At 68.1% G+C, this 24,420-nt stretch carries 22 protein-coding genes, 2 pseudogenes and 1 riboswitch; of the genes and pseudogenes, 15 read left to right on the top strand and 9 right to left on the bottom strand.

The features are described 5' to 3' along the window. Positions 1 to 18 precede the first annotated feature (18 nt). The 5 genes from B043_RS0110395 (at position 19) to B043_RS0110375 (ending at position 3,692) form a co-directional block, all read left to right on the top strand. Positions 19 to 387 carry a hypothetical protein gene (locus B043_RS0110395; protein WP_016329650.1) on the top strand — a complete coding sequence of 123 codons (369 nt, stop codon included), beginning with the start codon at positions 19 to 21 and terminating at the stop codon, positions 385 to 387. Further along, entirely contained in the window at positions 384 to 1,001 is a 618-nt protein-coding gene (locus B043_RS0110390) for a uracil-DNA glycosylase (RefSeq protein ID WP_016329651.1), read from the top strand. Before B043_RS0110395 ends, B043_RS0110390 begins: the two co-directional genes overlap by 4 nt. 21 nt (positions 1,002 to 1,022) lie before the next feature. Further along, positions 1,023 to 1,147: riboswitch (molybdenum cofactor riboswitch) on the top strand. Next, positions 1,138 to 2,022: a molybdate ABC transporter substrate-binding protein gene (modA, locus tag B043_RS0110385; protein WP_018461968.1), complete on the top strand. Its 885-nt coding sequence runs from the start codon at positions 1,138 to 1,140 to the stop codon at positions 2,020 to 2,022. It overlaps the preceding riboswitch by 10 nt. Positions 2,023 to 2,025: 3 nt before the next feature. Further along, positions 2,026 to 2,715 carry a molybdate ABC transporter permease subunit gene (gene modB / locus B043_RS0110380; RefSeq protein ID WP_018461967.1) on the top strand — a complete coding sequence of 230 codons (690 nt, stop codon included), beginning with the start codon at positions 2,026 to 2,028 and terminating at the stop codon, positions 2,713 to 2,715. Then, the gene (locus tag B043_RS0110375; RefSeq protein WP_018461966.1) at positions 2,694 to 3,692 is read left to right on the top strand and encodes an ABC transporter ATP-binding protein; all 999 of its coding nucleotides are present in this window, start codon (positions 2,694 to 2,696) and stop codon (positions 3,690 to 3,692) included. The genes modB and B043_RS0110375 overlap by 22 nt, the downstream gene beginning before the upstream one ends. A 457-nt stretch (positions 3,693 to 4,149) precedes the next feature. On the opposite strand, the gene B043_RS0110365 is transcribed toward B043_RS0110375, so the two are convergent. Beyond that, positions 4,150 to 4,476 (bottom strand): hypothetical protein, encoded by a 327-nt coding sequence (locus tag B043_RS0110365; protein WP_018461964.1) that lies wholly within the window; start codon positions 4,474 to 4,476, stop codon positions 4,150 to 4,152. Between the two features lie 40 nt (positions 4,477 to 4,516). Here B043_RS0110365 and hisS point away from each other — a divergent pair, with 40 nt between their 5' ends. The 8 genes from hisS to B043_RS12450 all read left to right on the top strand — a co-directional run bounded on the left by hisS (position 4,517) and on the right by B043_RS12450 (position 12,437). Continuing rightward, entirely contained in the window at positions 4,517 to 5,773 is a 1,257-nt protein-coding gene (gene hisS / locus B043_RS0110360) for a histidine--tRNA ligase (protein WP_018461963.1), read from the top strand. Positions 5,774 to 5,786: 13 nt separating this feature from the next. Further along, the gene (gene aspS / locus B043_RS0110355; protein ID WP_018461962.1) at positions 5,787 to 7,532 is read left to right on the top strand and encodes an aspartate--tRNA ligase; all 1,746 of its coding nucleotides are present in this window, start codon (positions 5,787 to 5,789) and stop codon (positions 7,530 to 7,532) included. Continuing rightward, complete coding sequence (locus tag B043_RS0110350; protein WP_018461961.1) at positions 7,525 to 8,418, top strand: PhzF family phenazine biosynthesis protein; 894 nt, start codon at positions 7,525 to 7,527, stop codon at positions 8,416 to 8,418. Before aspS ends, B043_RS0110350 begins: the two co-directional genes overlap by 8 nt. After that, positions 8,415 to 9,233, top strand: a complete 819-nt coding sequence (locus tag B043_RS0110345; protein WP_018461960.1) for an HAD family hydrolase — start codon at positions 8,415 to 8,417, stop codon at positions 9,231 to 9,233. The genes B043_RS0110350 and B043_RS0110345 overlap by 4 nt, the downstream gene beginning before the upstream one ends. Before the next feature lie 2 nt (positions 9,234 to 9,235). Beyond that, on the top strand, positions 9,236 to 10,552 hold the full coding sequence (gene asnS / locus B043_RS0110340) for an asparagine--tRNA ligase (RefSeq protein ID WP_018461959.1): 1,317 nt from the start codon (positions 9,236 to 9,238) through the stop codon (positions 10,550 to 10,552). A gap of 31 nt (positions 10,553 to 10,583) precedes the next feature. Beyond that, positions 10,584 to 11,834 carry a Na+/H+ antiporter NhaA gene (gene nhaA / locus B043_RS0110335; RefSeq protein ID WP_018461958.1) on the top strand — a complete coding sequence of 417 codons (1,251 nt, stop codon included), beginning with the start codon at positions 10,584 to 10,586 and terminating at the stop codon, positions 11,832 to 11,834. A 65-nt stretch (positions 11,835 to 11,899) separates the two neighbouring features. Continuing rightward, positions 11,900 to 12,133, top strand: a complete 234-nt coding sequence (locus B043_RS0110330) for a hypothetical protein (protein ID WP_018461957.1) — start codon at positions 11,900 to 11,902, stop codon at positions 12,131 to 12,133. Then, positions 12,120 to 12,437 carry a PIN domain-containing protein gene (locus tag B043_RS12450; protein WP_018461956.1) on the top strand — a complete coding sequence of 106 codons (318 nt, stop codon included), beginning with the start codon at positions 12,120 to 12,122 and terminating at the stop codon, positions 12,435 to 12,437. Before B043_RS0110330 ends, B043_RS12450 begins: the two co-directional genes overlap by 14 nt. 187 nt (positions 12,438 to 12,624) lie before the next feature. Here B043_RS12450 and pdxT read toward each other — a convergent pair whose 3' ends face one another. From pdxT to fsa, 7 genes are all read right to left on the bottom strand, one after another. After that, positions 12,625 to 13,203 carry a pyridoxal 5'-phosphate synthase glutaminase subunit PdxT gene (gene pdxT / locus B043_RS0110320; RefSeq protein ID WP_026234236.1) on the bottom strand — a complete coding sequence of 193 codons (579 nt, stop codon included), beginning with the start codon at positions 13,201 to 13,203 and terminating at the stop codon, positions 12,625 to 12,627. A 132-nt stretch (positions 13,204 to 13,335) separates the two neighbouring features. Continuing rightward, positions 13,336 to 15,390: a heavy metal translocating P-type ATPase gene (locus tag B043_RS0110315; RefSeq protein ID WP_026234235.1), complete on the bottom strand. Its 2,055-nt coding sequence runs from the start codon at positions 15,388 to 15,390 to the stop codon at positions 13,336 to 13,338. 31 nt (positions 15,391 to 15,421) lie between these two features. Then, on the bottom strand, positions 15,422 to 15,784 hold the full coding sequence (locus B043_RS0110310; RefSeq protein WP_018461953.1) for an ArsR/SmtB family transcription factor: 363 nt from the start codon (positions 15,782 to 15,784) through the stop codon (positions 15,422 to 15,424). A gap of 1 nt (position 15,785) precedes the next feature. After that, positions 15,786 to 16,667 carry a pyridoxal 5'-phosphate synthase lyase subunit PdxS gene (gene pdxS, locus B043_RS0110305; RefSeq protein WP_026234234.1) on the bottom strand — a complete coding sequence of 294 codons (882 nt, stop codon included), beginning with the start codon at positions 16,665 to 16,667 and terminating at the stop codon, positions 15,786 to 15,788. 89 nt (positions 16,668 to 16,756) lie between these two features. Next, positions 16,757 to 17,977: a peptidoglycan DD-metalloendopeptidase family protein gene (locus tag B043_RS0110300; RefSeq protein WP_018461951.1), complete on the bottom strand. Its 1,221-nt coding sequence runs from the start codon at positions 17,975 to 17,977 to the stop codon at positions 16,757 to 16,759. 89 nt (positions 17,978 to 18,066) lie between these two features. Beyond that, positions 18,067 to 19,347, bottom strand: coding sequence for a transcription termination factor Rho (gene rho / locus B043_RS0110295; RefSeq protein WP_016329675.1), 1,281 nt, complete (start codon positions 19,345 to 19,347; stop codon positions 18,067 to 18,069). Beyond that, positions 19,344 to 20,015 carry a fructose-6-phosphate aldolase gene (fsa, locus tag B043_RS0110290; RefSeq protein WP_018461950.1) on the bottom strand — a complete coding sequence of 224 codons (672 nt, stop codon included), beginning with the start codon at positions 20,013 to 20,015 and terminating at the stop codon, positions 19,344 to 19,346. The genes rho and fsa overlap by 4 nt, the downstream gene beginning before the upstream one ends. Before the next feature lie 405 nt (positions 20,016 to 20,420). On the opposite strand from fsa, the gene ileS reads away from it, so the two are divergent. Continuing rightward, positions 20,421 to 23,549, top strand: a complete 3,129-nt coding sequence (gene ileS, locus B043_RS0110285) for an isoleucine--tRNA ligase (protein WP_018461949.1) — start codon at positions 20,421 to 20,423, stop codon at positions 23,547 to 23,549. Between the two features lie 83 nt (positions 23,550 to 23,632). After that, positions 23,633 to 24,124, top strand: a pseudogene (locus B043_RS12445) (aminopeptidase P family N-terminal domain-containing protein); the annotation flags it as partial. A 16-nt stretch (positions 24,125 to 24,140) separates the two neighbouring features. Here B043_RS12445 and B043_RS13430 read toward each other — a convergent pair. Further along, positions 24,141 to 24,420, bottom strand: a pseudogene (locus tag B043_RS13430) (transposase); the annotation flags it as partial.

Here is a 24,420-nt window from a genome sequence, read left to right as displayed (position 1 = left end):
GGCCGGAAAGGAGCGGGGATGGAGTTCAAGATCACGCTGACCACGGAGGAAATCGTCAGGGGGCTCAAGCATTACCGGCGCATCGCCAAGCAGGATGTCCTCCGGGCACCGGAGACGCCCAACCCCGAGGTCTTCCGCCGCCACGCGGAGGCCCGGCGGGAGGTGTACGCCAAGCTGGCGGAGGTGGCCGAACGGGAGGGGCCGGAGGCCGTGGTCCAGTACGCTTTAGAACTCTACAAGTCCCTGCCCTTCGTGAGCGGCACCCCGGAGGACCAGTACCCCGAGATCAAGGGCCAGGAAAACGCCCTGGAGAACTTCTTCCTCATGATCGGCCTGGACCCCAAGACCCGCCGCGAGGCCCGCAAGGCCCGGAAATCCCTAGAATGAACCTGGACGTCCTGGAAGCCCAGGCCAAGGCCTGCACCGCCTGCCGCCTGGCCGAGGGCCGCACCCAGGTGGTCTTCGGCGAGGGCAACCCCGACGCCAACCTGATGATCGTGGGGGAGGGCCCGGGGGAGGAGGAGGACAAGACGGGCCGGCCCTTCGTGGGCAAGGCGGGGCAGCTCCTGAACCGCATCCTCGAGGCCGCAGGGATTCCCCGGGAGGAGGTCTACATCACCAACATCGTCAAGTGCCGCCCCCCGGGGAACCGCGCCCCCCTGCCCGACGAGGCCAAGATCTGCACGGACAAGTGGCTCCTCAAGCAGATCGAGCTGGTGGCCCCCCAGATCATCGTCCCCCTAGGGGCGGTGGCGGCGGAGTTCTTCCTGGGGGACAAGGTCTCCATCACCAAGGTGCGGGGGCAGTGGTTCACCTGGCACGGGATCCGGGTCTTCCCCATGTTCCACCCCGCCTACCTCCTAAGGAACCCTAGCCGGGCCCAGGGGAGCCCCAAGCACCTCACCTGGCTGGACATCCAGGAGGTCAAGAAGGCCCTGGAGGCCCTCCCCCCCAAGCCCCGGCGCCAGATCCGGGCGGTGAGCCAGGAACCCCTCTTCTAGGGCCCCACCCCGGGGGCCGTAAAATGAACCCGCCTCCGAGCCCGGAAGACCCCCAGGGCCTTCTGGGCCGAGCCCTTCAGGCTCCGGGGTGGTGGGGGCAACCCCACCGCCTGCCGCGGACGCAAAGGAGGTGGACGTGAGAACCCCCCTCATCCTGCTTTGGCTCCTCCTCTTCCCAAGCCCGATCCTGGCCCAGGAGGTGCGGGTGGTGGCGGCCTCGGACCTGCAGTACGCCCTGGAGGAGATGCGCCAGGCCTTCCAAAGGGCCAACCCCCAGGTCAAGGTGACCCTCAGCTTCGGCTCCTCCGGCAAGTTCTACACCCAGCTCCTCCAGGGCCTCCCCGCGGACCTCTACTTCTCCGCGGAGGAGGTCTACCCCAAGCTCCTGGAGGAAAAGGGGCTTGCGGAACCCGGCACCCGGGCCCTTTACGCCGTGGGGCGGATGGTCCTTTGGGTGCGGAAGGACCTGGGGCTGGACCCCTCCCGGGGGCCGGAGATCCTCAAGGACCCCAAGGTGACCCGCATCGCCCTCGCCAACCCCGTCCACGCCCCCTACGGCCGGGCCGCGGTCACGCTCCTGGAGAGCTACGGCCTCCTGCGCCGGCTCCCCAACCCCCCTCTGGCCCTGCCGCGCCCATTTAGGGCGCTTTCCTGGAAAGAGCTCCCCTGGGAGGAGATGAACCGGGGCCTCGAGGCCTACTTTGACGTGAGCCCCTTAAGGCAGGGGAAGGGGAACTTCAGCTTCGTCTACGGGGAGAACATCAGCCACGCCGCCCAGCTGGCCCTGACCGGCACGGGGGTGGGCCTCCTGGCCCTCTCCGTGGCCAAGAGCCCGGCCCTGGAGGAAAAGGGGCGCTACTGGGTGACCCCCCTGGACCGGCACCTTAGCCTGGAGCAGGCCTATGTGATCCTCAAGGGCATGAACAGGCCCGAGGTGGTGGCCTTTTACCGCTTTGTGGGAAGCCCGGAGGGGCGGAGCATCCTCCGCCGCTACGGCTTCCTCCTGCCCGGGGAGGGGTAAGCGGTGCCGGATCCCGCCTTCCTCCAAACCCTGAACCTCACCTTTTGGGTGGCCCTGGCCTCCACCCTCCTCCTCCTCCTCCTCGGGGTACCCTTGGCCTGGCTCCTGGCCTTCAAGGCCTTTCCGGGAAAGCGGGTCCTGGAAACCCTCTTCCTCCTCCCCTTCCTCCTCCCCCTGGTCCTGCCCCCCACGGTCCTGGGGTTCTACCTCCTCCTCCTCCTGGGGCCCGAGGGGCCCCTCCACCGCCTTTTGGGGCTGAGCTGGGCCTTTCGCTTTGAGGGCCTGGTGGTGTCCAGCGTCCTCTTCAGCCTCCCCTTCGCCCTCACCGCCTACCGGGAGGCCTTCTTAGCCCTGGACCGAAGCCTCCTGGACACCGCCCGCACCCTGGGGGCGGGACCTTTCAAGCTCTGGGGGAGGCTCATCCTCCCCCTCACCTGGCCCGGCCTCCTCTCGGGGAGCCTCCTGGCCTTCGCCCACACCCTGGGGGAGTTTGGGGTGGTCCTCATGGTGGGGGGGGCCATCCCCGGCAAGACCCAGATGGTGAGCATCTACATCTACGACCTGGTGCAGGCCCTTAGGTTCCGGGAGGCCGCCTGGGCCTCGGGGGTGCTCTTCCTCCTGAGCTTCCTCTTCCTTTACCTGGGCCGGAGCCTGGAGGAAAGGGGGCGCCGGTGGAGATCCGCTACCAGATAAGGAGGCCCATCCGCCTCGAGGCCCACCTCACCGTGGAGGGCTTCACCGTCCTCCTCGGGGAAAGCGGGGCGGGGAAGAGCACGCTCTTAAAGGCCCTTGCGGGCCTCCTACCCGCGGAGGGGACGCCGTTTTCCGGCCTCCCCCCAGAGCGGCGGCCCGTGGGCTACCTCCCCCAGGACCTGGCCCTCTTCCCCCACCTTAGGGCCTGGGAAAACGTGGCCTTCCCCCTCAAAGACCCCCCCAGGGAGGCCCGAAGAAAGGCCCTCCTCCTCCTGGAGCGGGTGGGGCTTTTGGAGCACGCCGAGAAGCGGCCCCACCAGCTTTCCGGGGGGCAAAGGCAGCGGGTGGCCCTGGCCCGGGCCCTGGCCCGGGGGGCAGAGCTCCTCCTCCTGGACGAGCCCACCTCCAACCTGGACGCCCTCACCCGCACCCAGGTGCTGGCGGAACTGGTGGACCTCATCCGCAAGGAGGGCCTCCCCACCCTGGCGGTGAGCCACGACCCCGACCTGGTGGGCTTCGCCGACCGGCTGGCGGTGCTCCTGGAGGGCCGGATCGTCCAGGAAGGCCCCACCCCCGAGGTCCTGGCCCGCCCCGCGGAGAGCCGGGTGGCCCGGCTTTTGGGCTACGCCAACGTCTTCCCCGTGGAGGTGGGGGAAGGGGGGGTGTGGGCCGGAGGGGTCTTCCTCCGCCTCCCCCTCCCCGCCTGGGCCCGGCCCGGGGCGCGGGCCTTTTTGGCGGTGCGGGCGGAGGAGGTCCTGGTGGTCCGCCCCGACCGGCCCAAGCCCCAGGAGAACACCCTCCAGGGCACCCTGGAAACCCTTTACCCCGAGGGGCTAGGCCACCGGGGCCGCTTCCAGGGGCCTCTGACCTTGGAGATCCTCCTGCCCCGGCACGTGCAGGAACGGCTCCGCCTCCAGCCGGGCCAGCCTCTGGAGGTGGTCCTGAAGCCCCGCTACCTCCACCTGATGCCGCGCTAGGGCCTGGAGGAGGGGCTCGGGGAGGCCGAACTTGAGGCGGATTCGCTTGAGGAAAAAACGCCTTTGGTCCCTGTTGAGCCCTTCCAGAGCCCCCTCCACCCCCCCCAGGTGGGCCAGGGCCCGCGCCTCCCCGGGGGAAAGGCAAAACCCTCCCCGCCCCAGGAGGCCCTGGGGAAGGGTCTTTGGGTCGTCCCGGCGGGTGAGGAAGCGGAGGGCCTTGGGCTCGTAGGCCCTTAGGCCGAAAGGGGTGCGCCAGACCCAGACCTGGCCCCAGGGGAGGTGGCCGAGGTCCGCCAGGGCCACCCCCTTACCCTCTTTCCAAGAAACCTTCCAGCCCGCGTTCCGCAAAACCCGGTAAAGCTCCGCGTAAAGCTCCAGATCCTCGGTGTACACCACCGCCACCACGGCGTTCCCTCCTTCCCTAAAAGCCCGAAAGCCCAAAGGCGCCGTTAGGGGCTTAGAGGGAAGGGGGGCCTCGAGGGCGGGTGGCCTCGGGGAAGGCCTCGGGAAAGCCCGGGAGGCCCTGGGCCCGCCCAAGGCCCACGAAGAGGGGGGCCGGGGCCTGGGGGGGCTCCACGGGGGGGAGGCCCTCCGCCACCTGCAGGCCACAGAGGGGGCTGTGCTCGAGGTGGACCGGCCTTTCCGCGGTGCAGAGATCCCCCCTCAGGGCGGGGTTCTGCACCTGCATGAGGTAAAGCTGCAGGGCCACCCCGGTGGAGGCGAGGAGGGCGAGGAAGAGGTAAAGCCCCAGGAGGAGGCCCCGCGCTCTACCCCAGAAGGGCATGCCTTCAGGATACGGGAGGCCCCTAGTAAAGTGGAAGGGTATGGCGGTTAAGGGCGCCAAGGACCTCTTCGGGGAGGAGCTCAGGCTTCACCAGCGCATCGTGGCCCAGGCCCGGGCCGTGCTGGAATCGGCGGGGGCCCTAGAGCTCATCACCCCCATCTTTGAGGAGACCCACGTCTTTGAAAAGGGCGTGGGGGCCTCCACGGACATCGTGCGCAAGGAGATGTTCACCTTCCAGGACCGGGGGGGACGCTCCCTCACCCTCCGCCCCGAGGGCACGGCGGCCATGGTGCGGGCCTACCTGGAGCACGGGATGAAGGTCTGGCCAAAGCCCGTGAGGCTCTGGATGGCGGGGCCCATGTTCCGGGCAGAACGGCCGCAAAAGGGGCGCTACCGCCAGTTCCACCAGGTGGACTACGAGGCCCTGGGCTCGGAGGACCCTTTGGTGGACGCGGAGGCCATCGCCCTCCTTTGGATGGTCCTGAGGGAGCTCGGGCTTAAGGGCCTTTTGGTGAAGCTCTCCTCCGTGGGCGACCCCGAGGACCGGGCCCGCTACAACGCCTACCTAAGGGAGGTCTTAGGCCCCTACCGGGAAGAGCTCTCCGAGGACTCCAAGGAAAGGCTTCTCCTCAACCCCATGCGCATCCTGGACTCCAAGAGCGAAAAGGACCAGGCCCTCCTAAGGGAGCTTGGGGTGAAGCCCATGCTGGACTTCCTTGGGGAGGAGGCCCGGGCGCACCTTTTGGCGGTGGAAAGGCACTTGGAAAAGCTCGGCATCCCCTACGAGCTGGACCCGGCCTTGGTACGGGGCCTGGACTACTACGTGCGCACCGCCTTTGAGGTCCACCACCAGGAGATCGGGGCCCAGTCCGCCTTAGGGGGTGGGGGGCGGTACGACGGGCTTTCCGAGCTCCTGGGGGGGCCCAGGGTGCCGGGGGTGGGCTTCGCCTTCGGGGTGGAGCGGGTGGCCCTGGCCCTGCAGGCGGAGGGGGTGGCCCTCCCCCCGGAGCGGGGCCCCGACCTCTACCTCATCCCCCTGGTGGAAGAAGGGGTGGAGGCGGCCTTCCACCTGGCCCAGCGCCTAAGGCCCCGGGTGCGGGTGGAGTTCAGCCTAAGCCCCAAGAAGCCCGCCAAGGGGCTGGAGGAGGCCCTGAAGCGAAGGGCGGCCTTCGTGGGGTTTTTGGGGGAGGAGGAGCTACGGCTTAAGGAGGTCACCCTCAAGCACCTGGCCACCGGGGAGCAGGTGCGCCTGAGGGAAGAGGAGGTCCTGGGGCATCTCCTTAGGGCTTTGGGGTAATCTTGGGAAGATTATGCGCCGTACCCACTACGCCGGGCTTTTAAGGGAAGAGGATATCGGAAAGGAGGTGGTCCTGGAGGGCTGGGTGAACCGCCGCCGGGACCTGGGGGGGCTCATCTTCCTGGACCTCCGGGACCGGGAAGGGCTGGTACAGCTGGTGGCCCACCCCGAAAGCCCGGCCTACCGGGAGGCGGAAAAGGTCCGGGGGGAGTGGGTGGTGCGGGCCAAGGGGGTGGTGCGCCGCCGCCCGGAGCCCAACCCCAAGCTCCCCACGGGAAGCCTGGAGGTGGAGCTTTCCGAGCTCACCGTCCTGGCCCAGGCCAAGACCCCCCCCTTCCCCGTGGACGCCGGCTGGCGGGGGGAGGAGGAGAAGGAGGCCTCGGAGGAGCTCCGCCTGAAGTACCGCTATTTGGACCTCAGGCGGAAGCGCATGCAGGAAAACCTCCGCCTCCGCCACCGGGTCATCAAGGCCATCTGGGACTTTCTGGACCGGGAGGGCTTCGTCCAGGTGGAAACCCCCTTCCTCACCAAGAGCACCCCGGAAGGGGCGCGGGACTTCCTGGTGCCCTACCGGCATGAGCCCGGCCTCTTCTACGCCCTCCCCCAGTCCCCCCAGCTCTTCAAGCAGATGCTCATGGTGGCGGGGCTGGACCGCTACTTCCAGATCGCCCGCTGCTTCCGGGACGAGGACCTAAGGGCCGACCGCCAGCCCGACTTCACCCAGCTGGACCTGGAGATGAGCTTCGTGGAGGTGGAGGACATCCTCTCCCTGAACGAGCGCCTCATGGCCCACGTCTTCCGCGAGGCCCTGGGGGTGGAGCTTTCCCTCCCCTTTCCCCGCCTCCCCTACCGGGAGGCCATGGAGCGTTTCGGCTCGGACAAGCCCGACACCCGCTTCGGCCTCGAGCTCCAGGAGGTGGGGGGGCTCTTCCGGGAAAGCCCCTTCGCCCTCTTCCGCGAGGCGGAGAGCGTGAAGGCCCTGGCCGTCCCCAAGGCCCTCTCCCGCAAGGAGATCGCGGAGCTTGAGGAGGTGGCCAAGCGCCACGGGGCCGGGGGCCTGGCCTGGGCCCGGGTGGAGGAAGGGGGCCTTTCCGGAGGGGTGGCCAAGCACCTGGAAGCCCAAAGGGAGGCCCTCTTGGAGGCCACGGGGGCAGGGGTGGGGGACACCCTCCTCTTCGCCGCGGGGGGCCTGAGAAGGGCGCAGGAGGCCATGGGGGCGGTGCGCCTCCAGCTAGCCGACCTCCTCGGCCTTAAGCGGGAGGGCTTCGCCTTCCTCTGGGTGGTGGACTTCCCCCTCCTGGAGTGGGACGAAGCGCGGGGAGGCTGGACCTACATGCACCACCCCTTCACCAGCCCCCACCCCGAGGACCTGCCCCTTCTGGAGGAGGACCCGGGGCGGGTGCGGGCCCTGGCCTACGACCTGGTGCTGAACGGGGTGGAGGTGGGCGGGGGGTCCATCCGCATCCACGACCCCGAGCTCCAGGCCCGGATGTTCCGCCTCCTCGGCATCGGGGAGGAGGAGCAAAAGGAGAAGTTCGGCTTCTTCCTCGAGGCCCTCACCTACGGGGCCCCGCCCCACGGGGGCATCGCCTGGGGCCTGGACCGCCTCCTCGCCCTCATGACGGGAAGCCCCTCCATCCGCGAGGTCATCGCCTTCCCCAAGAACAAGGAGGGCAAGGACCCCCTCACGGGGGCCCCGAGCCCCGTCTCGGAGGAGCAGCTCCGGGAGCTTGGCCTGATGGTGATCCGGCATGGCTAGGATTCCCTACGCCTTGGTGGACGCCTTCACCCCCACCCCGGGGGCGGGGAACCGGGTGGCCCTGGTGCTGGACGCCCGGGGCCTGGACGCGGAGGCCCTCCGGGCCCTTGCCCAAAGGACGGGCACCCCGGAGACGGCCTTCGTCCTGGAACGGGAAGGGGTGGTGTACGGGGTGCGCTTCTTCACCCCCGAGGGGGAGGTGGAGTTCTCCGGCCACGCGGCCATCGCCCTGGGCCTCACCCTGGTGCGGCTGGGCCTGGCCCCGGAAGGGGTGGAGCGGATCTACCTGGAAACCCCGGGGGAAACCCTCCCCGTGGAGATCGCCTACGAGGCGGGCACGCCCCAGAAGGCCTGGGTGCGGGGGCCCAGGCCCCGCTTCCGCGACCTCCCCCCCTACCAGACCCTAAAGGAGGTCCTGGAGGCCCTGGGCACGGACGAGCGCTACCTCCACCGGGGGCTTCCCTACGGCATCGCCTACACCGGCATCTGGAGCCTCTTCGTCCCCCTGGTGGCCCCCGGGGTGGTGGACGCCCTGGAGCCGGAGATGGCCGCCCTCAGGAGGGTTTCCCAAAAGCTTGGCCTGGGCACGGTGCACGCCTACGCCCCCATGGGCCCGCGGAGCTTCTACGCCCGGAGCTTCGCCCCGCTCCTCGGGATCCCCGAGGACCCGGTGACGGGCTCGGCCAACGCCGCCCTAGGGGCCCTTTTGGCCCGGGCGGGGGTGGTGCCGAGGCGCGAGGGGGAGGTCCGCCTCACCTTCTACCAGGGGCACCGGCTGGGGAACCCGGGCACGGTGGAGGTGCGGGTGGCCTACAGCCCCTCGGGGGAGCCCTACGGGGTGGAGATCGGGGGGGAGGCCGCCCTCGTGGAGGTGGGGGAGCTTTGAGGCTCGTCTTCCTGGACGTGGACGGCACCCTGGTGGGGCCCAGGGGGGTGCCGGCGTGCGCCTGGGAGGCCATAGAGGAGGCCAAGGCCGAGGGGGTTCGCTTCAGCCTGGTCACGGGGCGGCCCGGGCGGGGGGCGGCCCTCCGCTACGCCCGGAGGCTGGACCCCACGGGCCTCCACATCTTCGAGTCCGGGGCGGTGGTCCTGGCCCTGGGCCAAGACCTCCATACCCCCCCGGCCCTCCCCTTCCACGTGGAGGCCCTGCCGGAAGGGGCGGCGAAGGAGGCGGTGCGGCTTGGGCGGAGGCTTGGGCTTCTCCTCGAGGCCTACACCGCGGACGGGGGGTTCTACGTGGAGGGGGAAGACCCCATCCTCGATGCCCACCAAGCCCTTCTGGACCTGAAGGCGGAAGAGGAAGACCTCCTCTCCCTCACCGGCCTGGTCCGGCTCCAGGTCCTCCTGAGGCCTGAAGACCCCCTGGAGGATTTCCTGGAAGCCCTCCCGGAAGAGCTCGCCCCCCACCTGGCGGAAAGCCCCAAGATGCCCGGGGTGCGCTTCCTCTCCCTCACCAAGCGGGGGGTGAGCAAGCGCACCGCGGCGGAGCGGGTGGCCCAGGCCTACGGGGTTTCCCTGGAGGAGGCGGCCATGGTGGGGGACGGGGAGAACGACCTGGAGCTCCTCCGGGCCGTGGGCCTGGGCGTGGCCATGGGGAACGCGCCCCTATCGGTGCAGAAGGCGGCCCGCTGGGTGGCTCCCCCGGTGGAGGCCTGCGGGCTTAGGGAGGCCCTAAGGTGGATAGGGGGTAAAATCCCCTAGGTATGCGGGTTTTCATAGAGGACATCGCCCAGCACGAGGGCCAGGAGGTGGAGCTCAGGGGCTGGCTCTACGGGAAAAGGAGCAAGGGGAAGATCCACTTCCTCATCCTCCGGGACGGCACCGGCTTCCTCCAGGCCACGGTGGTGAAGGGGGAGGTGCCGGAGGCGGCCTTCCGGGAGGCGGACCACCTCCCCCAGGAGACGGCCCTCATCCTAAGGGGCGTGGTGCGCAAGGACGAGCGGGCCCCCGGGGGGTACGAGCTGGCCGTGCGGGACCTCGAGGTGGTGAGCCGCCCAAAGGAGGAGTACCCCATCGGGCCCAAGGAGCACGGTATAGACTTCCTCCTGGACCACCGCCACCTCTGGCTCCGCCACCGCAGGCCCTTCGCGGTGCTGCGCATCCGGGACGAGCTGGAACGGGCCATCCACGAGTTCTTCGGGGCGAGGGGCTTCCTCCGCTTTGACGCCCCCATCCTCACCCCGAGCGCGGTGGAGGGCACCACGGAGCTCTTCGAGGTGGAGCTCTTTGACGGGGAGAAGGCCTACCTCTCCCAGTCGGGCCAGCTCTACGCGGAGGCCGGCGCTTTGGCCTTCGGCAAGGTCTACACCTTCGGCCCCACCTTCCGCGCGGAAAGGAGCAAGACCCGGCGGCACCTCCTGGAGTTCTGGATGGTGGAGCCCGAGGTGGCCTTCATGACCCACGAGGAGAACATGGCCCTCCAGGAGGAACTGGTGGCCTTCCTGGTGGGCCGGGTCCTGGAACGACGGGCCCGGGAGCTGGAGATGCTGGAGCGGGACCCAAAGGCGCTGGAGCCCGCGGCGGAGGGGAACTACCCCCGCCTCACCTACAAGGAGGCCGTGGCCCTGGTGAACCGCCTGGCGGAGGAGGACCCCGAGGTGCCCCCCATGGTCTACGGGGAGGACTTCGGCGCCCCCCAGGAGGCCGCCCTAAGCCGGCGGTTTGACCGGCCGGTCTTCGTGGAGCGCTACCCCGCCAAGGTGAAGGCCTTCTACATGGAGCCCGACCCCGAGGACCCCGAGCTCGTCCTCAACGACGACCTCCTGGCCCCCGAGGGCTACGGGGAGATCATCGGGGGCAGCCAAAGGATCCACGACCTCGAGCTCCTTAAGCAGAAGATCCGGGAGTTCGGCCTCCCCGAGGAGGTCTACGGCTGGTACCTGGACCTGAGGCGCTTCGGGAGCGTGCCCCACTCGGGGTTTGGGCTGGGCCTCGAGCGCACCGTGGCCTGGATCTGCGGCCTGGCCCACGTGCGGGAGGCCATCCCCTTCCCCCGGATGTACACCCGCATGCGCCCCTGAGGGGGAAAGGCCCCCTACCTATAATGGGGGCATGCGCTTTCCAAAGCTGTTGGACCAGTTCCTGGAAAGCGAGTCTAAGGGCGGCGTCCTCCTTTTCCTCGCCGCCCTCATCGCTTTCCTCGTGGCCAACTCCCCCTTGAGCCCGGCCTACTTTGGACTGAAGGAAACCCCCCTAGGGGTGGGCGTTGGGGACTGGAAGCTGGAAAAGCCCCTGGTCCTCTGGATCAACGACCTCCTCATGGCCTTTTTCTTCCTCCTGGTGGGGCTGGAGATCAAGCGGGAGCTCCTCCAGGGGGAGCTCAAAGACCCCCGGCGGGCGGGGCTGGCCGTGGCCGCCGCCCTAGGGGGCATGGTGGCCCCGGCCCTGGTCTACCTGGCCTTCAACTGGGGCGGGGAGGGGCTAAGGGGCTGGGGCGTGCCCATGGCCACGGACATCGCCTTCGCCCTGGGGGTGCTGGCCCTCCTGGGCTCCAGGGTGCCCCTAGCCCTCAAGGTCTTCCTCACCGCCTTGGCCATCGTGGACGACCTGGGGGCGGTCCTGGTTATCGCCCTCTTCTACACCGAAACCCTCAACCTAGGGGCCTTAGGCTGGGCGGCCCTTTTCCTGGGGCTCGCCTTCCTGGCCAACCGGCTTGGGGTGCGGGCCCTTCCCGTGTACATGGTCCTGGGGCTTTTCCTCTGGTACTTCACCCTCAAGTCGGGGGTCCACGCCACCCTAGCCGGGGTGCTCCTGGCCCTGGCCGTTCCCCTAACCCGGGCCCTCCCCCTACCGGAACTGCACCAGGAGCTTAGAGAAATGGCCCACGAGGACCCCGAGGCCCTGGAAGGGGCCCTGGAGGGCCTCGAGGCCAGCCTGGCCCGGGCCCAAAGCCCCCTGCACCGGCTGGAACACCTCCTCCACCCCTGGGTGGCCTACCTGGTCCTGCCCCTCTTCGCCTTCTTCAACGCGGGGGTGGCCCTGGAAGGGGTGGCCTTGGGCCCCGTGGCCCTGGGGGCCTTCTTCGGCCTCCTCCTGGGTAAGCCCCTGGGCATCCTCCTCTTCGCCTTCCTGGCGGTGAAATCTGGGCTCGCCCAGCTCCCGGAAGGGGTGGGGTGGAAGGCCATCCTGGGGGTGGGGTTCCTGGCGGGCATCGGCTTCACCATGGCCCTCTTCATCGCCGCCCTAGCCTTCCCAAGCCCCTCCCTCCTAGACCAGGCCAAGCTTGGGGTGCTCTCCGCCTCCCTGGTGGCGGCCCTCCTGGGGCTCGGCCTGACGTACCTGGGCGCCCGCAAAGGGGGGTAGGCCGAGTTCCCCTATCCCCTACCCGAAGGGGGTGCCTTGGGATCCTTTTATGCTAATATGGCTGTATGCGAACCACCGTGGACCTGCCGGACCCCCTCTACCGGCGCCTGAAGGTGCAGGCAGCCAAAGAGGGGAAAACCCTGCGGGCGCTCCTCATCCGCTACCTGGAGGAGGGCCTAGCCCGCTCGAGGTCCACCTCCCCCAAATGCCTCCCCCAGATCCCCGAGGCGGGGCGGCGCATCCCCCCCCTAAGCCACGCGGACCTCTGGGCGCTCCTGGAAGACCATGGACCTTCCTGACCTCAACGTCTGGTTCGCCCTCCTGGTTCCCGAACATCCCTTCCACGCCCAGGCGCGGGCGTATTGGGAGGAGGCGGAGGAGCCGGCCCTGGTGAGGGTCACCGCCTTGGGGCTGCTCCGGCTCCTCACCAACCCCAAAGCCATGGACGGCAAACCCCTCAGGGCGGAAGAGGCCTGGACCCTCTACAAGGCCCTCCGAAGGGAAACCCAGGTGCCGCTCCTGGAAGAGCCGGAGAACCTGGAAGAGGTCCTGGGCGAATGGGTCCAGGAAGGGCTTCCCCCAAGGCTCTGGACGGACGCGTAGCTTGCCGCCTTCGCCCGGGCCGGCGGGCACCGTCTGGTGACCTTTGACCGAGACTTCCGGCGCTTCCCCGGCCTTCGGCTCTTCGTACTAAGCGCCTCGGGATAAAAAATCCTCAAGAAGCTCGGAGGAAAAGCGCGCCAGACGCCCTTCCTGGATCCCCGGCGAAGCGAACGCCTCGGCGGGGTACTTACAGGCCGGCCATCTCCAGGAAGTAGCGGTGGAGGCGGAGGTCCTCCGTGAGCTCGGGGTGGAAGCTCGAGGCCAACACCTTCCCCTGGCGCACCAGGATGGGCAGCCCCCCAAGCTCCGCCAAAACCTCCACCCCCTCCCCCACCCGCCGGAAGAGGGGGGCGCGGATGAAGACCCCGGGGAAGGGTTCCGAGAAGCTCTTAATCTGGATGTCCTCCCGGAAGCTTTCCACCTGCCTTCCGAAGGCGTTCCGCTCCACGGCCACGTCCAGTACCCCAAGCCGGGGCTGCTCGGGGTAGCCCAGGATCTCCCGGGCCAGCCATATGGCCCCGGCGCAGGTGCCGAAGAGGGCCAGGGAACCCTCTTCCACCCGCTTGCGCACCTCGTCCTCGATTCCGTATTCCCGGGCCAGCTTGCCGATGGTGGTGGACTCCCCGCCAGGCACGATGAGGGCCTTGAGCCCCTCCAGGTGCTCCTTCTTCCGCACCTCCTTTGCCTCTATCCCCAGGCGCTTAAGCGCCTCCTTGTGCTCGCGGAAATCCCCCTGTAAGGCCAAAACGCCAACCACGCCCCTCATCCTGGACTTAGGCTCCCGCCCTGTCAAGGGAAGCCCCCCGCCAGAAGGGAAGCGGAGGGCACCCCCACCTTGGCCTCACTCGCAAGGAACTGCTCCAGAAGCCTGGGATACCTGCGCCTGGGCATGGGATTACTATACCCGGCGCCACAAAAGACGCAGACTGTTGGCCGTCACCAACACGAGTGCTCCATTGTCCGCCAGCACTGCGGTCCAAAGCCCCGTGTAACCCATGAGGGTGGTGAGGAGGAAAAGCCCCTTGAGCCCCACCGCCAAGGCCACGTTCTGGCGGACCACGCCCAGGGTCAGGCGGCTTAGCCGGAAGGCCCGGGGCAAGGCGGCAAGGCTCAGAAGCCCCACGTCTGCACTCTGCAGGGCCGCTTCCGTGCCCTCGGCCACGGCAAGCCCTACCGTGGCCTTGGCCAGGGCTGGGGCGTCGTTCACCCCATCCCCCACCATGGCCACGCCACCCCTACCTTCCATCTCCTCCACCAGGCGGAGCTTGTCCACGGGAGAAAGGCCAGCCCGGATTTCCTCAGGAAAAAGCCCTATGGCCGTGCCCAAAGCCAAAGCAGAGGTCTCCCGGTCGCCGGTAAGCAGGAGGGGCTTAAGGCCCAGTCGGCGCAGTTCGGCCAAGGCTTCCCGGGCCTCGAGGCGGGGGGTATCCTGGAAGGCCAAGAGGGCCAAGGGAACCCCCTCCCTAACCAAGAGGGAAAGGCTGAAGCCTTCCTCCGCCAAGGCCTTCACCTGGGCCTCTACTTCCGGGGGCAGGTCCCAGGCCTCGGGCCGCACCAAACCCACCTCCTTCCCCTCCACCCGAGCGAAGGCCCCGAGGCCCGGCACCGCCCGATGCTCCTCCGAGGGCAAGGCCTTGGGGCCCAAAGCCTCCCGCACCGCCCGGGCTAAGGGGTGGGAGGAACCCTCCGCCACCCCCTTCGCCAGGGCCAAGGCCTCCTCCGCCGAAACCCCAAAGGTAACCACCCGCACCAGCGTGGGCTTTCCCAGGGTCAGGGTTCCCGTCTTGTCCAAAGCCACGTAGCGAACCCCAGCCAAGCGCTCCAGGGCCGCCCCGCTCTTAAAGAGCACCCCCGCCCTGGCTCCCCGGGCCACCCCTGCGGCGATGGCCGCAGGCACCGACACCACCAGAGCGCAGGGACAGGCGATGAGGAGAAGGCCCAAGGCCTTGTAGACATGCCCCAGGAAATCCCCCCGGAAAAGGGGAAGGACCAGGGCCACGAAGCCTGCCAGGGCCAGGACCGCCGGGGTGTAGCGGCGGCTAAAGGCATCCACCACCCGCTCCGCCTGGCTCTTCTTAAGCAAGGCCCCCTCCGCCAGGCGTTCCATCTCCGCCAGGAAGCCCTCCTCGGGAAGGCGCTCCACCTTTACCACCAAGCTCCCCTCCTGCACCAGACTGCCCCCGTAAACCCGGTCCCCTATCCCCTTGGGCCTAGGCAAGGGCTCCCCGGTGAAGGCGGCCTCCTCCACGGAAGCCTGTCCAGACACCACCACCCCGTCGGCCGGTACCCGCTCCCCCGGGGGCACCCTCACCAGGTCCCCCACCCTCAAGGCCTTAAGGGGCACCTCCTCCACCCCACCCTCCTTCAGGCGGTAGGCCCGCCTGGGAAGAAGCTCGGAAAGGGCGTAAAGGGACCTGCGGGCCTGGGCCACGCTATAAGCCTCCAGCACCTCCCCCACCAGGAAGAGGAAGACCACCACCGCCGCCTCGGCCTCCGCCCCGATGGCCAAGGCCCCAAGGGTGGCCAGCGTGACCAGACTCTGCATGCTAAAGGGGTTTTGCCGGAACGCAGCCACCGCACGACGAGCCAGGGGGAAAACCCCCACCAAGGCCGCCAGCCGATAGCCCCAAGGGGCTAGGCCGGGGAGGAAGAGCGAAGCCAAAAAGGCCGCCAGGAGAAGCCCTCCGGAAGCCAAGGCCCAGCGCCAGGGTCCCAAAACCCCCCTGGTCGTGTCCCCTTCAGGCTTCAAACGGTAGCCCAGGGCGGAAACCACCCTTTCCGCCTCCTTCTCCGCCCCGGGAACCTCGAGGTGCAGATACGCCTTACCGCTGGCAAAGCTGACCTGGGCCTGCACCACTCCAGGCACCTCGGAAAGGGCTTTCTCCACCTTTAAGGCGCAGTCGGCGCAGTCCAAACCCTCCACCCGGAACACGCGAACCCTGTGAGCATCCATGTTCCCAGGGTAGCATCATTTGAGTAGCTAGTCAAGTGTTCTCTTCCGCGTGCTCCAAAGCCCCCTCAAGAAGCCGTTCCACGTGCTCGTCCGCCAAGCGGTAGTAGACCTGCTTTCCCTCTCTCCGGAAGGCCACCAGCCTTGCCTGGCGCAGAAGCCTGAGCTGATGGCTCACCGCAGAAACCGAAACCCCAGCGAGGAGGGCTAGATCGCACACGCAAAGCTCCCCCGCCGCCTTCAAGGCCAAAAGAAGCCGCATCCGGGTAGGGTCGGCCAAAGCCTTAAGGAGGAGGGCGGCTTCCCCCAGCACCGCCTCCTCGGGCAAGGCCGCGCGCGCCTTCTCCACCCGCTCAGGGTGGATCTCGTAAACCCCGCAGACCGCCCGCGACACCATCTCACCAGCCCCGTTTGGCCAGGCGCTCCTCTTCCCTCAGTTGATCCAGGTTAATGCCCACCATGGGCTCGCCCAGGTCCTCGGAAACCTCGGCCAGCACCTCAGGATCGTTGTAATGGGTCACCGCCCGCACGATGGCCCTGGCCCGCTTCCTGGGGTCACCGGACTTGAAGATGCCGCTTCCCACGAAGACCCCATCCATCCCCAGGTGCATCATCAAGGCGGCATCGGCCGGGGTGGCGATGCCCCCGGCGGCGAAGTTCACCACGGGAAGGCGGCCGTGGTCGTGGACCCACCTCACCAGCTCCAAGGGGGCCCCGATCTCCTTGGCGTAGGCCACGAGCTCGTCCTCCCTTAGGGACTGGACGTAGCGAATCTGCTTCCACATGGTGCGGGCGTGGCGCACCGCCTCCACCACGTTGCCCGTGCCCGCCTCCCCCTTGGTGCGGATCATGGCCGCTCCTTCGGCGATGCGCCTTAAGGCCTCCCCCAGGTCCCGGGCCCCGTTCACGAAGGGCACCTTGAACTTCCACTTGTCGATGTGGTGCTCCTCATCCGCAGGGGTGAGGACCTCGGACTCGTCGATGAAGTCCACCCCCAGGGCCTCGAGGATCATGGCCTCCACGAAGTGGCCGATCCGCACCTTGGCCATCACGGGAATGGAAACCGCGGCCATGATCTCCTTGATGACCTTGGGGTCGGACATGCGGGCCACCCCACCCTGGGCCCGGATGTCGGCGGGGACCCTCTCCAGGGCCATCACCGCCACTGCCCCCGCCTCCTCGGCGATCACCGCCTGCTCGGGGGTGGTCACATCCATGATCACCCCGCCCTTGAACATCTCGGCGAAGCCCGTCTTGATCTGAAAGGTTCCCTTCTCCATCCCGTCCTCCATCCTCCAGCTTACCGCCCACCGGGTCAAGCCAAAAGAAGCCGGGGGCCCAAAGGCCCCCGGGGGGCACTAAAACTTACTCAAGGCAAATAAGCCAAGGGGTTACGGACCACCCCACCCACCCTCACCTCAAAGTGCAGGTGGGGCCCGGTGGACCAGCCGGTGGAGCCCACGTAGCCGATCACCTGCCCGGCCTCCACCCACTGGCCGGCCCGCACAGCGATGCGCGACATGTGGGCGTAAAGGGTTTCCACCCCGCCCCCGTGGTCCAACACCACATGGAAGCCATAGCCCACGGAGCTCCAACCCGCCACCTCCACCTGCCCCGCCTTGGCCGCCACGATGGGGGTGCCGTACGCTGCAGCTAGGTCAATCCCCGTGTGGAAGCGCTGAAAGACTCCCCGTTGGCCGAAATAGGTGGTGATGCGAAAGCCCGAAAGAGGCCAGCGCATGGCCCCTTCCTGGTAACTCACCCGGCGCACCTGGGGCCGCTGGGTCTGGGCCTGCTGCACCTGCCGGGCACGTTGCTGGGCCAAGGCCTGCTGCCTCCTCCTCTCCTCCGCCAGGCGCCTAAGCTCCTCCTGGCGCCGGCGCTCCGCCTCGAGGCGCGCCCTTCGCTCCGCCTCCTGCTTGGCCAGGAGGTTCTGGTAGGTGGTCCTGGCCTGGATCCCGGGAAGGAGGACCAGGTCCCCCGCCTTGAGCTCCGTGGGGTCCTCCACCCCGTTGGCCCGGGCCACCGCCACCGGGGAAAGGCCGAAGCGGGCCGCCAGGTCCACCAGGGTCTGGCCCTCCCCCAGGGTGAGGAGGAGGCCCCTGGCCCCCTTGGGGATGTAGAGCTCCATCCCCGCCACCAGCCGGTCCAGGCTCTCCAGGGAAGGGTTGGCGGAGATGAGCTCCAGGGGGGTAAGGCCGAAGCGCTTGCTCAAGGTGTCCAGGGTGTCCCCCGGGCGCACCCGGTAGACCTCCACCCCGGGGGGCACCCGGCGGGGGCGCTCCTCCACCCCCACGAGGGGGATGAGAAGGCGTTGCCCCGGGTAAAGGCGGTCCGAGGTGAGGCCGCTGGACCAGAGAATGTGCTTGGGGTCCACCCGGTAGCGGGCCGCCAGGGCGTTTAGGGTGTCCCCCGGCTTGACCTCGTAGAGGATCCAGCCCTTGCGCACAGGGGAGGCCACCTCCACCGCCCGCTCGGGGAGGGGAAGGGGGAAGACCGGTTTGGGCAGCCCGCTAGGGCTAAGGTTGATCTCCAGGGCAACCGCGGGTAGGGCGAAAAGGAGCAGGGGAATTCCCTTAATGGCCCACAACGTTCACCTCCAAAACCCCCAAAACTCTGGGGGATTATACCAACCCCCCCCCGGAAAAAGGCAAGGGGCAGGTGCCCCTGCCCCTTGCCCTAGCGGGCCGCCAGCGCGGCCAGGAACTCCTTGTTGCTCTTGGTCTTGGCCAGGCGGGCCAGGAGCATCTCCATGGCCTCCGCGGGGTCCATGTCCGCCAGGACCTTGCGCAAAAGCCACATCTTGTGCACCACCTCCTCGCCCAGAAGGAGCTCCTCCCGGCGGGTGCCGGACTTCAGGATGTCGATGGCCGGGAAGATGCGGCGCTCCTCCAGGCGGCGGGAGAGGTGGAGCTCCATGTTGCCCGTCCCCTTGAACTCCTCAAAGATCACGTCGTCCATGCGGCTGCCCGTCTCCACCAGGGCGGTGGCCAAGATGGTGAGGCTCCCCCCACCCCGGATGTTCCGGGCCGCCCCCAGGAAGCGCTTGGGGAAGTAGAGCGCGGCGGAGTCCAAGCCCCCCGAAAGGGTGCGGCCGGTGGGCGGGGTCACCAGGTTGTTGGCCCGGGCCAGGCGGGTGATGGAGTCCAGGAGGATCATCACGTGCCCCCCCTCCTCCACGATGCGCTTGGCCCTTTCGTGCACGAACTCCGCCACGCGGATGTGGTTCTGCGGGGGCTCGTCAAAGGTGCTGGCGATGACCTCGGCCCCCTGGACGCTTTCCCGGAAGTCCGTGACCTCCTCGGGGCGCTCATCGATGAGGAGCACGATGACCTTGATGTCGGGCTCGTTCTTGAGGACGGCGTTGGCGATCTTCTTGAGGAGGGTGGTCTTCCCCGCCTTGGGGGGGGCCACGATGAGCCCCCGCTGGCCGCGGCCGATGGGGGCCAGGAGGTCAATGACCCGGGTGGAGAGCTCGTCGGGGGTGGTCTCGAGGCGGATCTGCCGGTCCGGGAACTGGGGGATGAGCTCGTCAAACCGGGGCCGGTTCTTGGCCACCTCGGGGTCCAGGTCGTTCACCGCCTCCACCTTGAGGAGGGTGCCGTAGCGCTCGTTCTCCCGTGGGGGGCGGGCCCGGCCCACCAGGTAGTCGCCCGCCCGTAGGGCGTACTGCTTGATGAGCCCGGCGGAAACGATGGCCACCCGGGCGTCCATGTTGTGGAGGTTCTCCGTGAGGAAGCCGTACCCGTCCGGGCTGATCTCCAGGTAGCCCTTGACCAGCCTCAGGCCCTCCCCCTGGGTCTGCCTTTCTAGGAGGGCCATGATGAGCTGGTCCTTCTTCATCCGCTTGTAGCCTTCAATCCCCGCCTCCTGGGCCAGGAGGTGGAGCTCGGGCAGGATCTTGCCCGAAAGCTCCTGGTAGGAAAGGGAAGTTTCCTGCACGCTTTCCTTCTTCTTCATGGCTTGACCTTCTCCCAGTCTTCGGTGAACCGCTTAAGGCCGATGTCCGTCAGGGGGTGCTTGAGGAGGGCCTTGAACACCGCGTGGGGCAGGGTGGCGATGTCCGCCCCCATAAGGGCCGCCTCGGTCACGTGACGGGGGTGGCGGATGGAGGCGGCGATGACCTTCACCGGTAGGTCCTGCACCGCGATCATCTCCACGATCTCCCGAAGGAGCTCCCCCCCATCCCAGGAGATGTCGTCCACCCGGCCCAGGAAAGGGGAAACGTAGGCCGCCCCCGCCCGGGCGGCGAGGAGGGCCTGGTTGGCGGAGAAGATAAGGGTCATGTTGACCCGGATCCCCTCGGAGGAAAGAGTCTTGCAGGCCTTGAGGCCCTCCTCCGTGGTGGGGAGCTTGACCACGATCTGGGGGTGGATGGAAGCAAGCCGCCTTCCCTCCTCCACCATGAGGGGAGCCTCGAGGGCCGTGACCTCCGCGGAGACCGGGCCCCCCACCGCCTCGCAGATGGCCCGTAGGTGGGCCCTAAGGTCCTCCTCCGTGGGCCTTAAGCCCCGGTCCAGGAAGGCCTTGGCCAGGAGGGTGGGGTTGGTGGTGACCCCGGAAAGGACCCCCCAGGCCGCAATCTCCCGTATTTCTTCCAGATTAGCCGTATCCAGGTAAAGCTCCATCCGCTTCTCCTTGTCTAAAGGGAAATGACCGGCTTAGCCTCAGCCTAGAACCCCCTGGGGGCGTTGTCAAGAAGGCTAAAGGGCTGCTAGCATAGCCTTAGCCGCCAACGGGGGATTTTACCCCAGGGCGGGCAGGGTGTAAAGGCGAGGATGGGGAGAGTACCCCTTCCCAAAAGCCCAGAGCGAGCCGGGGAGGGTGGAAGCCCGGCGGTGAGGGAAGGCGGGAAGATCACCCCGGAGCCGCGGGAGGAAAGGGGCTTGCCCCCGAGTAATGCCCGCCGGGTGCGCCCGTGATAGCGCCCAAACGAGGGCCTGGGGCCCACCCCAGGAAGCGCGGTGGTACCGCGGAAGCGTAAGGGCTTTCGTCCGCGCCTTTAGGGCGCGGGCGTTTTCATAGGAGGGGGTATGTTCAAGGAAGTGGGCGAACCGGACTTTCCCAAGCTGGAAGAGGAGATCCTGGCCTTCTGGAAGCGGGAAAAGATCTTCCAAAAGAGCGTGGAGGCCCGAAGGGGGCGCCCCCGCTACACCGTCTACGAGGGGCCGCCCACGGCCAACGGCCTCCCCCACGTGGGCCACGCCCAGGCGCGGAGCTACAAGGACCTCTTCCCCCGCTACAAGACCATGCGGGGCTACTACGTGCCCCGCCGGGCGGGCTGGGACACCCACGGCCTCCCCGTGGAGCTGGAGGTGGAGAAGAAGCTGGGCCTTAAGAGCAAGCGGGAGATCGAGGCCTACGGCATCGCCCGCTTCAACGAGGAGTGCCGCAGGTCGGTCTTCACCTACGAGAAGGAGTGGGAGGCCTTCACGGAACGCATCGCCTACTGGGTGGATCTGGAAAGGGCCTACGCCACCCTGCACCCCACCTACATTGAGAGCATCTGGTGGAGCCTAAAGACCCTCTTTGACCGGGGCCTCCTCTACCGGGACCACAAGGTGGTCCCCTACTGCCCCCGCTGCGGCACCCCCCTTTCCTCCCACGAGCTGGCCCTCGGCTACAAGGAGATCCACGACCCCTCGGTCTACGTGCGCCTTCCCCTTAAGAACCCCGGGGCCTTGGGGCTTGGGCGGGCGAGCCTCCTCATCTGGACCACCACCCCCTGGACCCTGCCCGGCAACGTGGCCGCGGCGGTGCACCCCGAGTTCACCTACGCCGCCTTCCAGGTGGGGGACGAGGCCCTCATCCTGGAAGAGGGCCTGGGGCGGGCGCTTCTCGGGGAGGAAACCCCTGTCCTCAAAACCTTCTTGGGGAAGGAGCTGGAGGGCCTGGCCTACGAGCCCCCCTACCCCCAGGGGCTGGAAAAGGGCTACCTCGTGGTCCTGGCGGACTACGTGAGCCGGGAGGACGGCACGGGGATCGTCCACCAGGCCCCGGCCTTCGGGGCGGAGGACCTGGAGACGGCCCGGGCCTACGGTCTTCCCCTCCTGAAGACGGTGGACGAGGAGGGGAGGCTTTTAGTGGAGCCTTTCCAGGGGCTTTTCTTCCGCGAGGCCAACCGGGCCATCCTGAAAGACCTCCGCGCCCGGGGCCTCCTCTTCAAGGAGGAGCAGATCCTCCACAGCTACCCCCACTGCTGGCGGTGCTCCACCCCCCTCATGTACTACGCCACGGAGACCTGGTTCATCAAAAACACCGCCTTCAAAGAGGAGCTCCTAAAGAAAAATCAGGAAATCAACTGGGTCCCGCCCCACATCAAGGAGGGCCGCTACGGGGAGTGGCTGAGGAACCTGGTGGACTGGGCCCTAAGCCGGAACCGCTACTGGGGCACCCCCCTGCCCATCTGGGTCTGCGGAGCTTGCGGGAAGGAGGAGGCCATGGGGAGCTTCGCCGAGCTCAGGGCGCGGGCCAAAGGGCCCCTCCCCGAGCCCTTTGACCCCCACCGGCCCCATGTGGACGAGGTGGAGCTAGAGTGCGCCTGCGGGGGGACCATGCGCCGGGTGCCCTACGTCATTGACGTGTGGTACGACTCCGGGGCCATGCCCTTCGCCTCGATCCACTACCCCTTTGAAAACGGGGAGGAGTTCCGGGAGGCCTTCCCCGCGGACTTCATCGCCGAGGGGATTGACCAGACCCGGGGCTGGTTCAACTCCCTGCACCAGCTTGGGGTGATGCTCTTCGGCTCCATCGCCTTCAAGAACGTCATCTGCCACGGCCTCATCCTGGACGAGAAGGGGCAGAAGATGTCCAAGTCCAAGGGGAACGTGGTGGACCCCTGGGACATCATCCGCACCTTCGGGGCGGACGCGCTCCGGTGGTATATCTACATCTCCGCCCCCCCGGAGGCGGACCGGCGCTTCGGGCCCAACCTGGTGCGGGAGACGGTGCGGGACTACTTCCTGACCCTTTGGAACGTGTACAGCTTCTTCGTCACCTACGCCAACCTGGACCGCCCGAACCTAAAGGAGCGCCCCGACCCTAAGGTGCGCCCCGAGCTGGACCGCTGGCTCCTCGCCCGCATGCAGGACCTCGTAAGGAAGGTCACGGAGGCCCTCGAGGCCTACGACCCCACCACCGCGGCCCGGGCCCTACGGGACTTCGTGGTGGAGGACCTCTCCCAGTGGTACGTGCGCCGGGGCCGACGCCGCCACTGGAAGAACGAGGACGCCCTGGACCGGGAGGCGGCCTACGCCACGCTTTGGGAGGCCCTGGTCCTCCTTTCCAAGCTCACCGCCCCCTTCACCCCCTTCCTGGCGGAGGTCCTGTGGCAGAACCTGGTGCGGAGCGTCTTCCCGGAAGAGAAGGAAAGCGTCCACCTCTCGGACTGGCCGGAGGTGGACCCCGCGCTTCTGGACGAGGAGCTTCTCCTCAAGATGCGGGCGGTGCTCAAGGTGGTGGACCTGGCCCGCTCGGCGCGGGCCAAAAGCGGGGTCAAGACCAGGACCCCCCTCCCCCTCCTCCTGGCCACCGCCCCCACCCCCTTGGAGCGGGAGGGCCTACGGCACTTCGCCGGCGAGATGGCGGAGGAGCTCAACGTCAAGGAGGTGCGGGTGCTGGAGCCGGGGGAGGAGATCCTCACCCACCGCGTCCTCCCCAACCTGCCCCTTCTTGGGAAGAAGTACGGGAAGCGGGTGCCGGGGATCCGCGCCGCCTTGGAGAAGGAGGCGGAAAGGGCGGCGGCCTTGGCCCTAAAAGGGGCGCCCATCCCCCTGGAGGTGGAGGGGGAAACCCTGGTGCTCGCCCCTGAGGAGGTGATCCTCGAGGCCCAGGCCCCCGAGGGGTACCTGGCCCTGGAGAAGGAGGGGTACGTGGCCGCCCTGGAGGTCCGGGTCACGGAGGAACTCCGGCTGGAGGGCCTGGCCCGGGACCTCATCCGCCACCTGCAGCAGGCCCGGAAGGAGATGGGCCTCAAGGTCTCCGACCGCATCCGGGTGGCCTACCGGGCGGAAGGGCCCTACCGGGAGGCCCTGGAGCGCTTCAAAGAGCGGATCGCCGAGGAGGTCCTGGCCCTCCACTTTGAGGCGGGGGAGCCCCAGGGCTTCCTCACCCAGTTGGAGGACGAGGAGGGGAAGGTGGCCTTCGGGCTGGAGCGGGCCTAAGCGCCCCGCAAAGGCCCCAAGGGCATCCCCCCAAGCTGCGGTAGGGTGCAGGCGCGCCCCCCTAGCCCCACCGGGATGGTATAGTGCCTCCCGTGCAGGACCTAAGGGAACTCCTGGAACGCCTAGGGCTGGATGCCCTCTACATCACCAAGCCCCAAAACGTCCGTTACCTCTCCGGCTTCCCCCACCCCGAGGACGCGGAGGTCCTCCTCACGGAGGAAGGGGCCTTCCTCCTCACCGACCCCCGCTACCCGGAAGCGGAAAGGGAAAGCCGCCTCCCGGCCAAGGTCCTAAAGCGGGAGGAGAAGGCCGCCCTCCTCTCCGGCCTCCGGGGCCGGGTGGGCTTTGAGGCGGCCCACCTCCCCTACGCCCGGCTCATGGCCCTCCGCGAGATGGCCCCCGTGGAGTGGGTGCCCACGGAAGGGGCCATCGAGGCCCTCCGCCTGAAGAAGGCCCCGGAGGAGGTGGAGGCCATCAGGAGGGCCCAGGCCCTGGCGGAGCGGGCCTTCCACCACGCCCTCACCCTCCTGAAGCCGGGGGTGAGGGAGCGGGACGTGGCCCTGGAGATCGAGTATTCCTTCGTGTGCTACCTCATAGCTCCACCCCGGCCATCCTGAGAAGCACCCGGCTACGTATGAGGTTGTGAACAAGCAGGATGAGGTTCACCCGGGCCACCAGCCCCCAGTAGGACCGGGCCTCTATCCGATGAAGCCCCAAAGACCGCACCATCACGCTGAAGCGGGTCTCTATCCAGTTCCGTACCCTTCCCATCCACCCTCTCCACCCCGTCTCCACCACCCTTCCTCCCCTGACCCGATAGGGTGGTGTCTTGACTCCCTGGACCCAACGAAAGCCCCGGTCCCCGAGGACC

It is taken from the genome of Thermus oshimai DSM 12092, assembly GCF_000373145.1.
Taxonomy (GTDB): domain Bacteria; phylum Deinococcota; class Deinococci; order Deinococcales; family Thermaceae; genus Thermus; species Thermus oshimai.
This window is presented reverse-complemented; position numbering and strand designations above follow the sequence as displayed.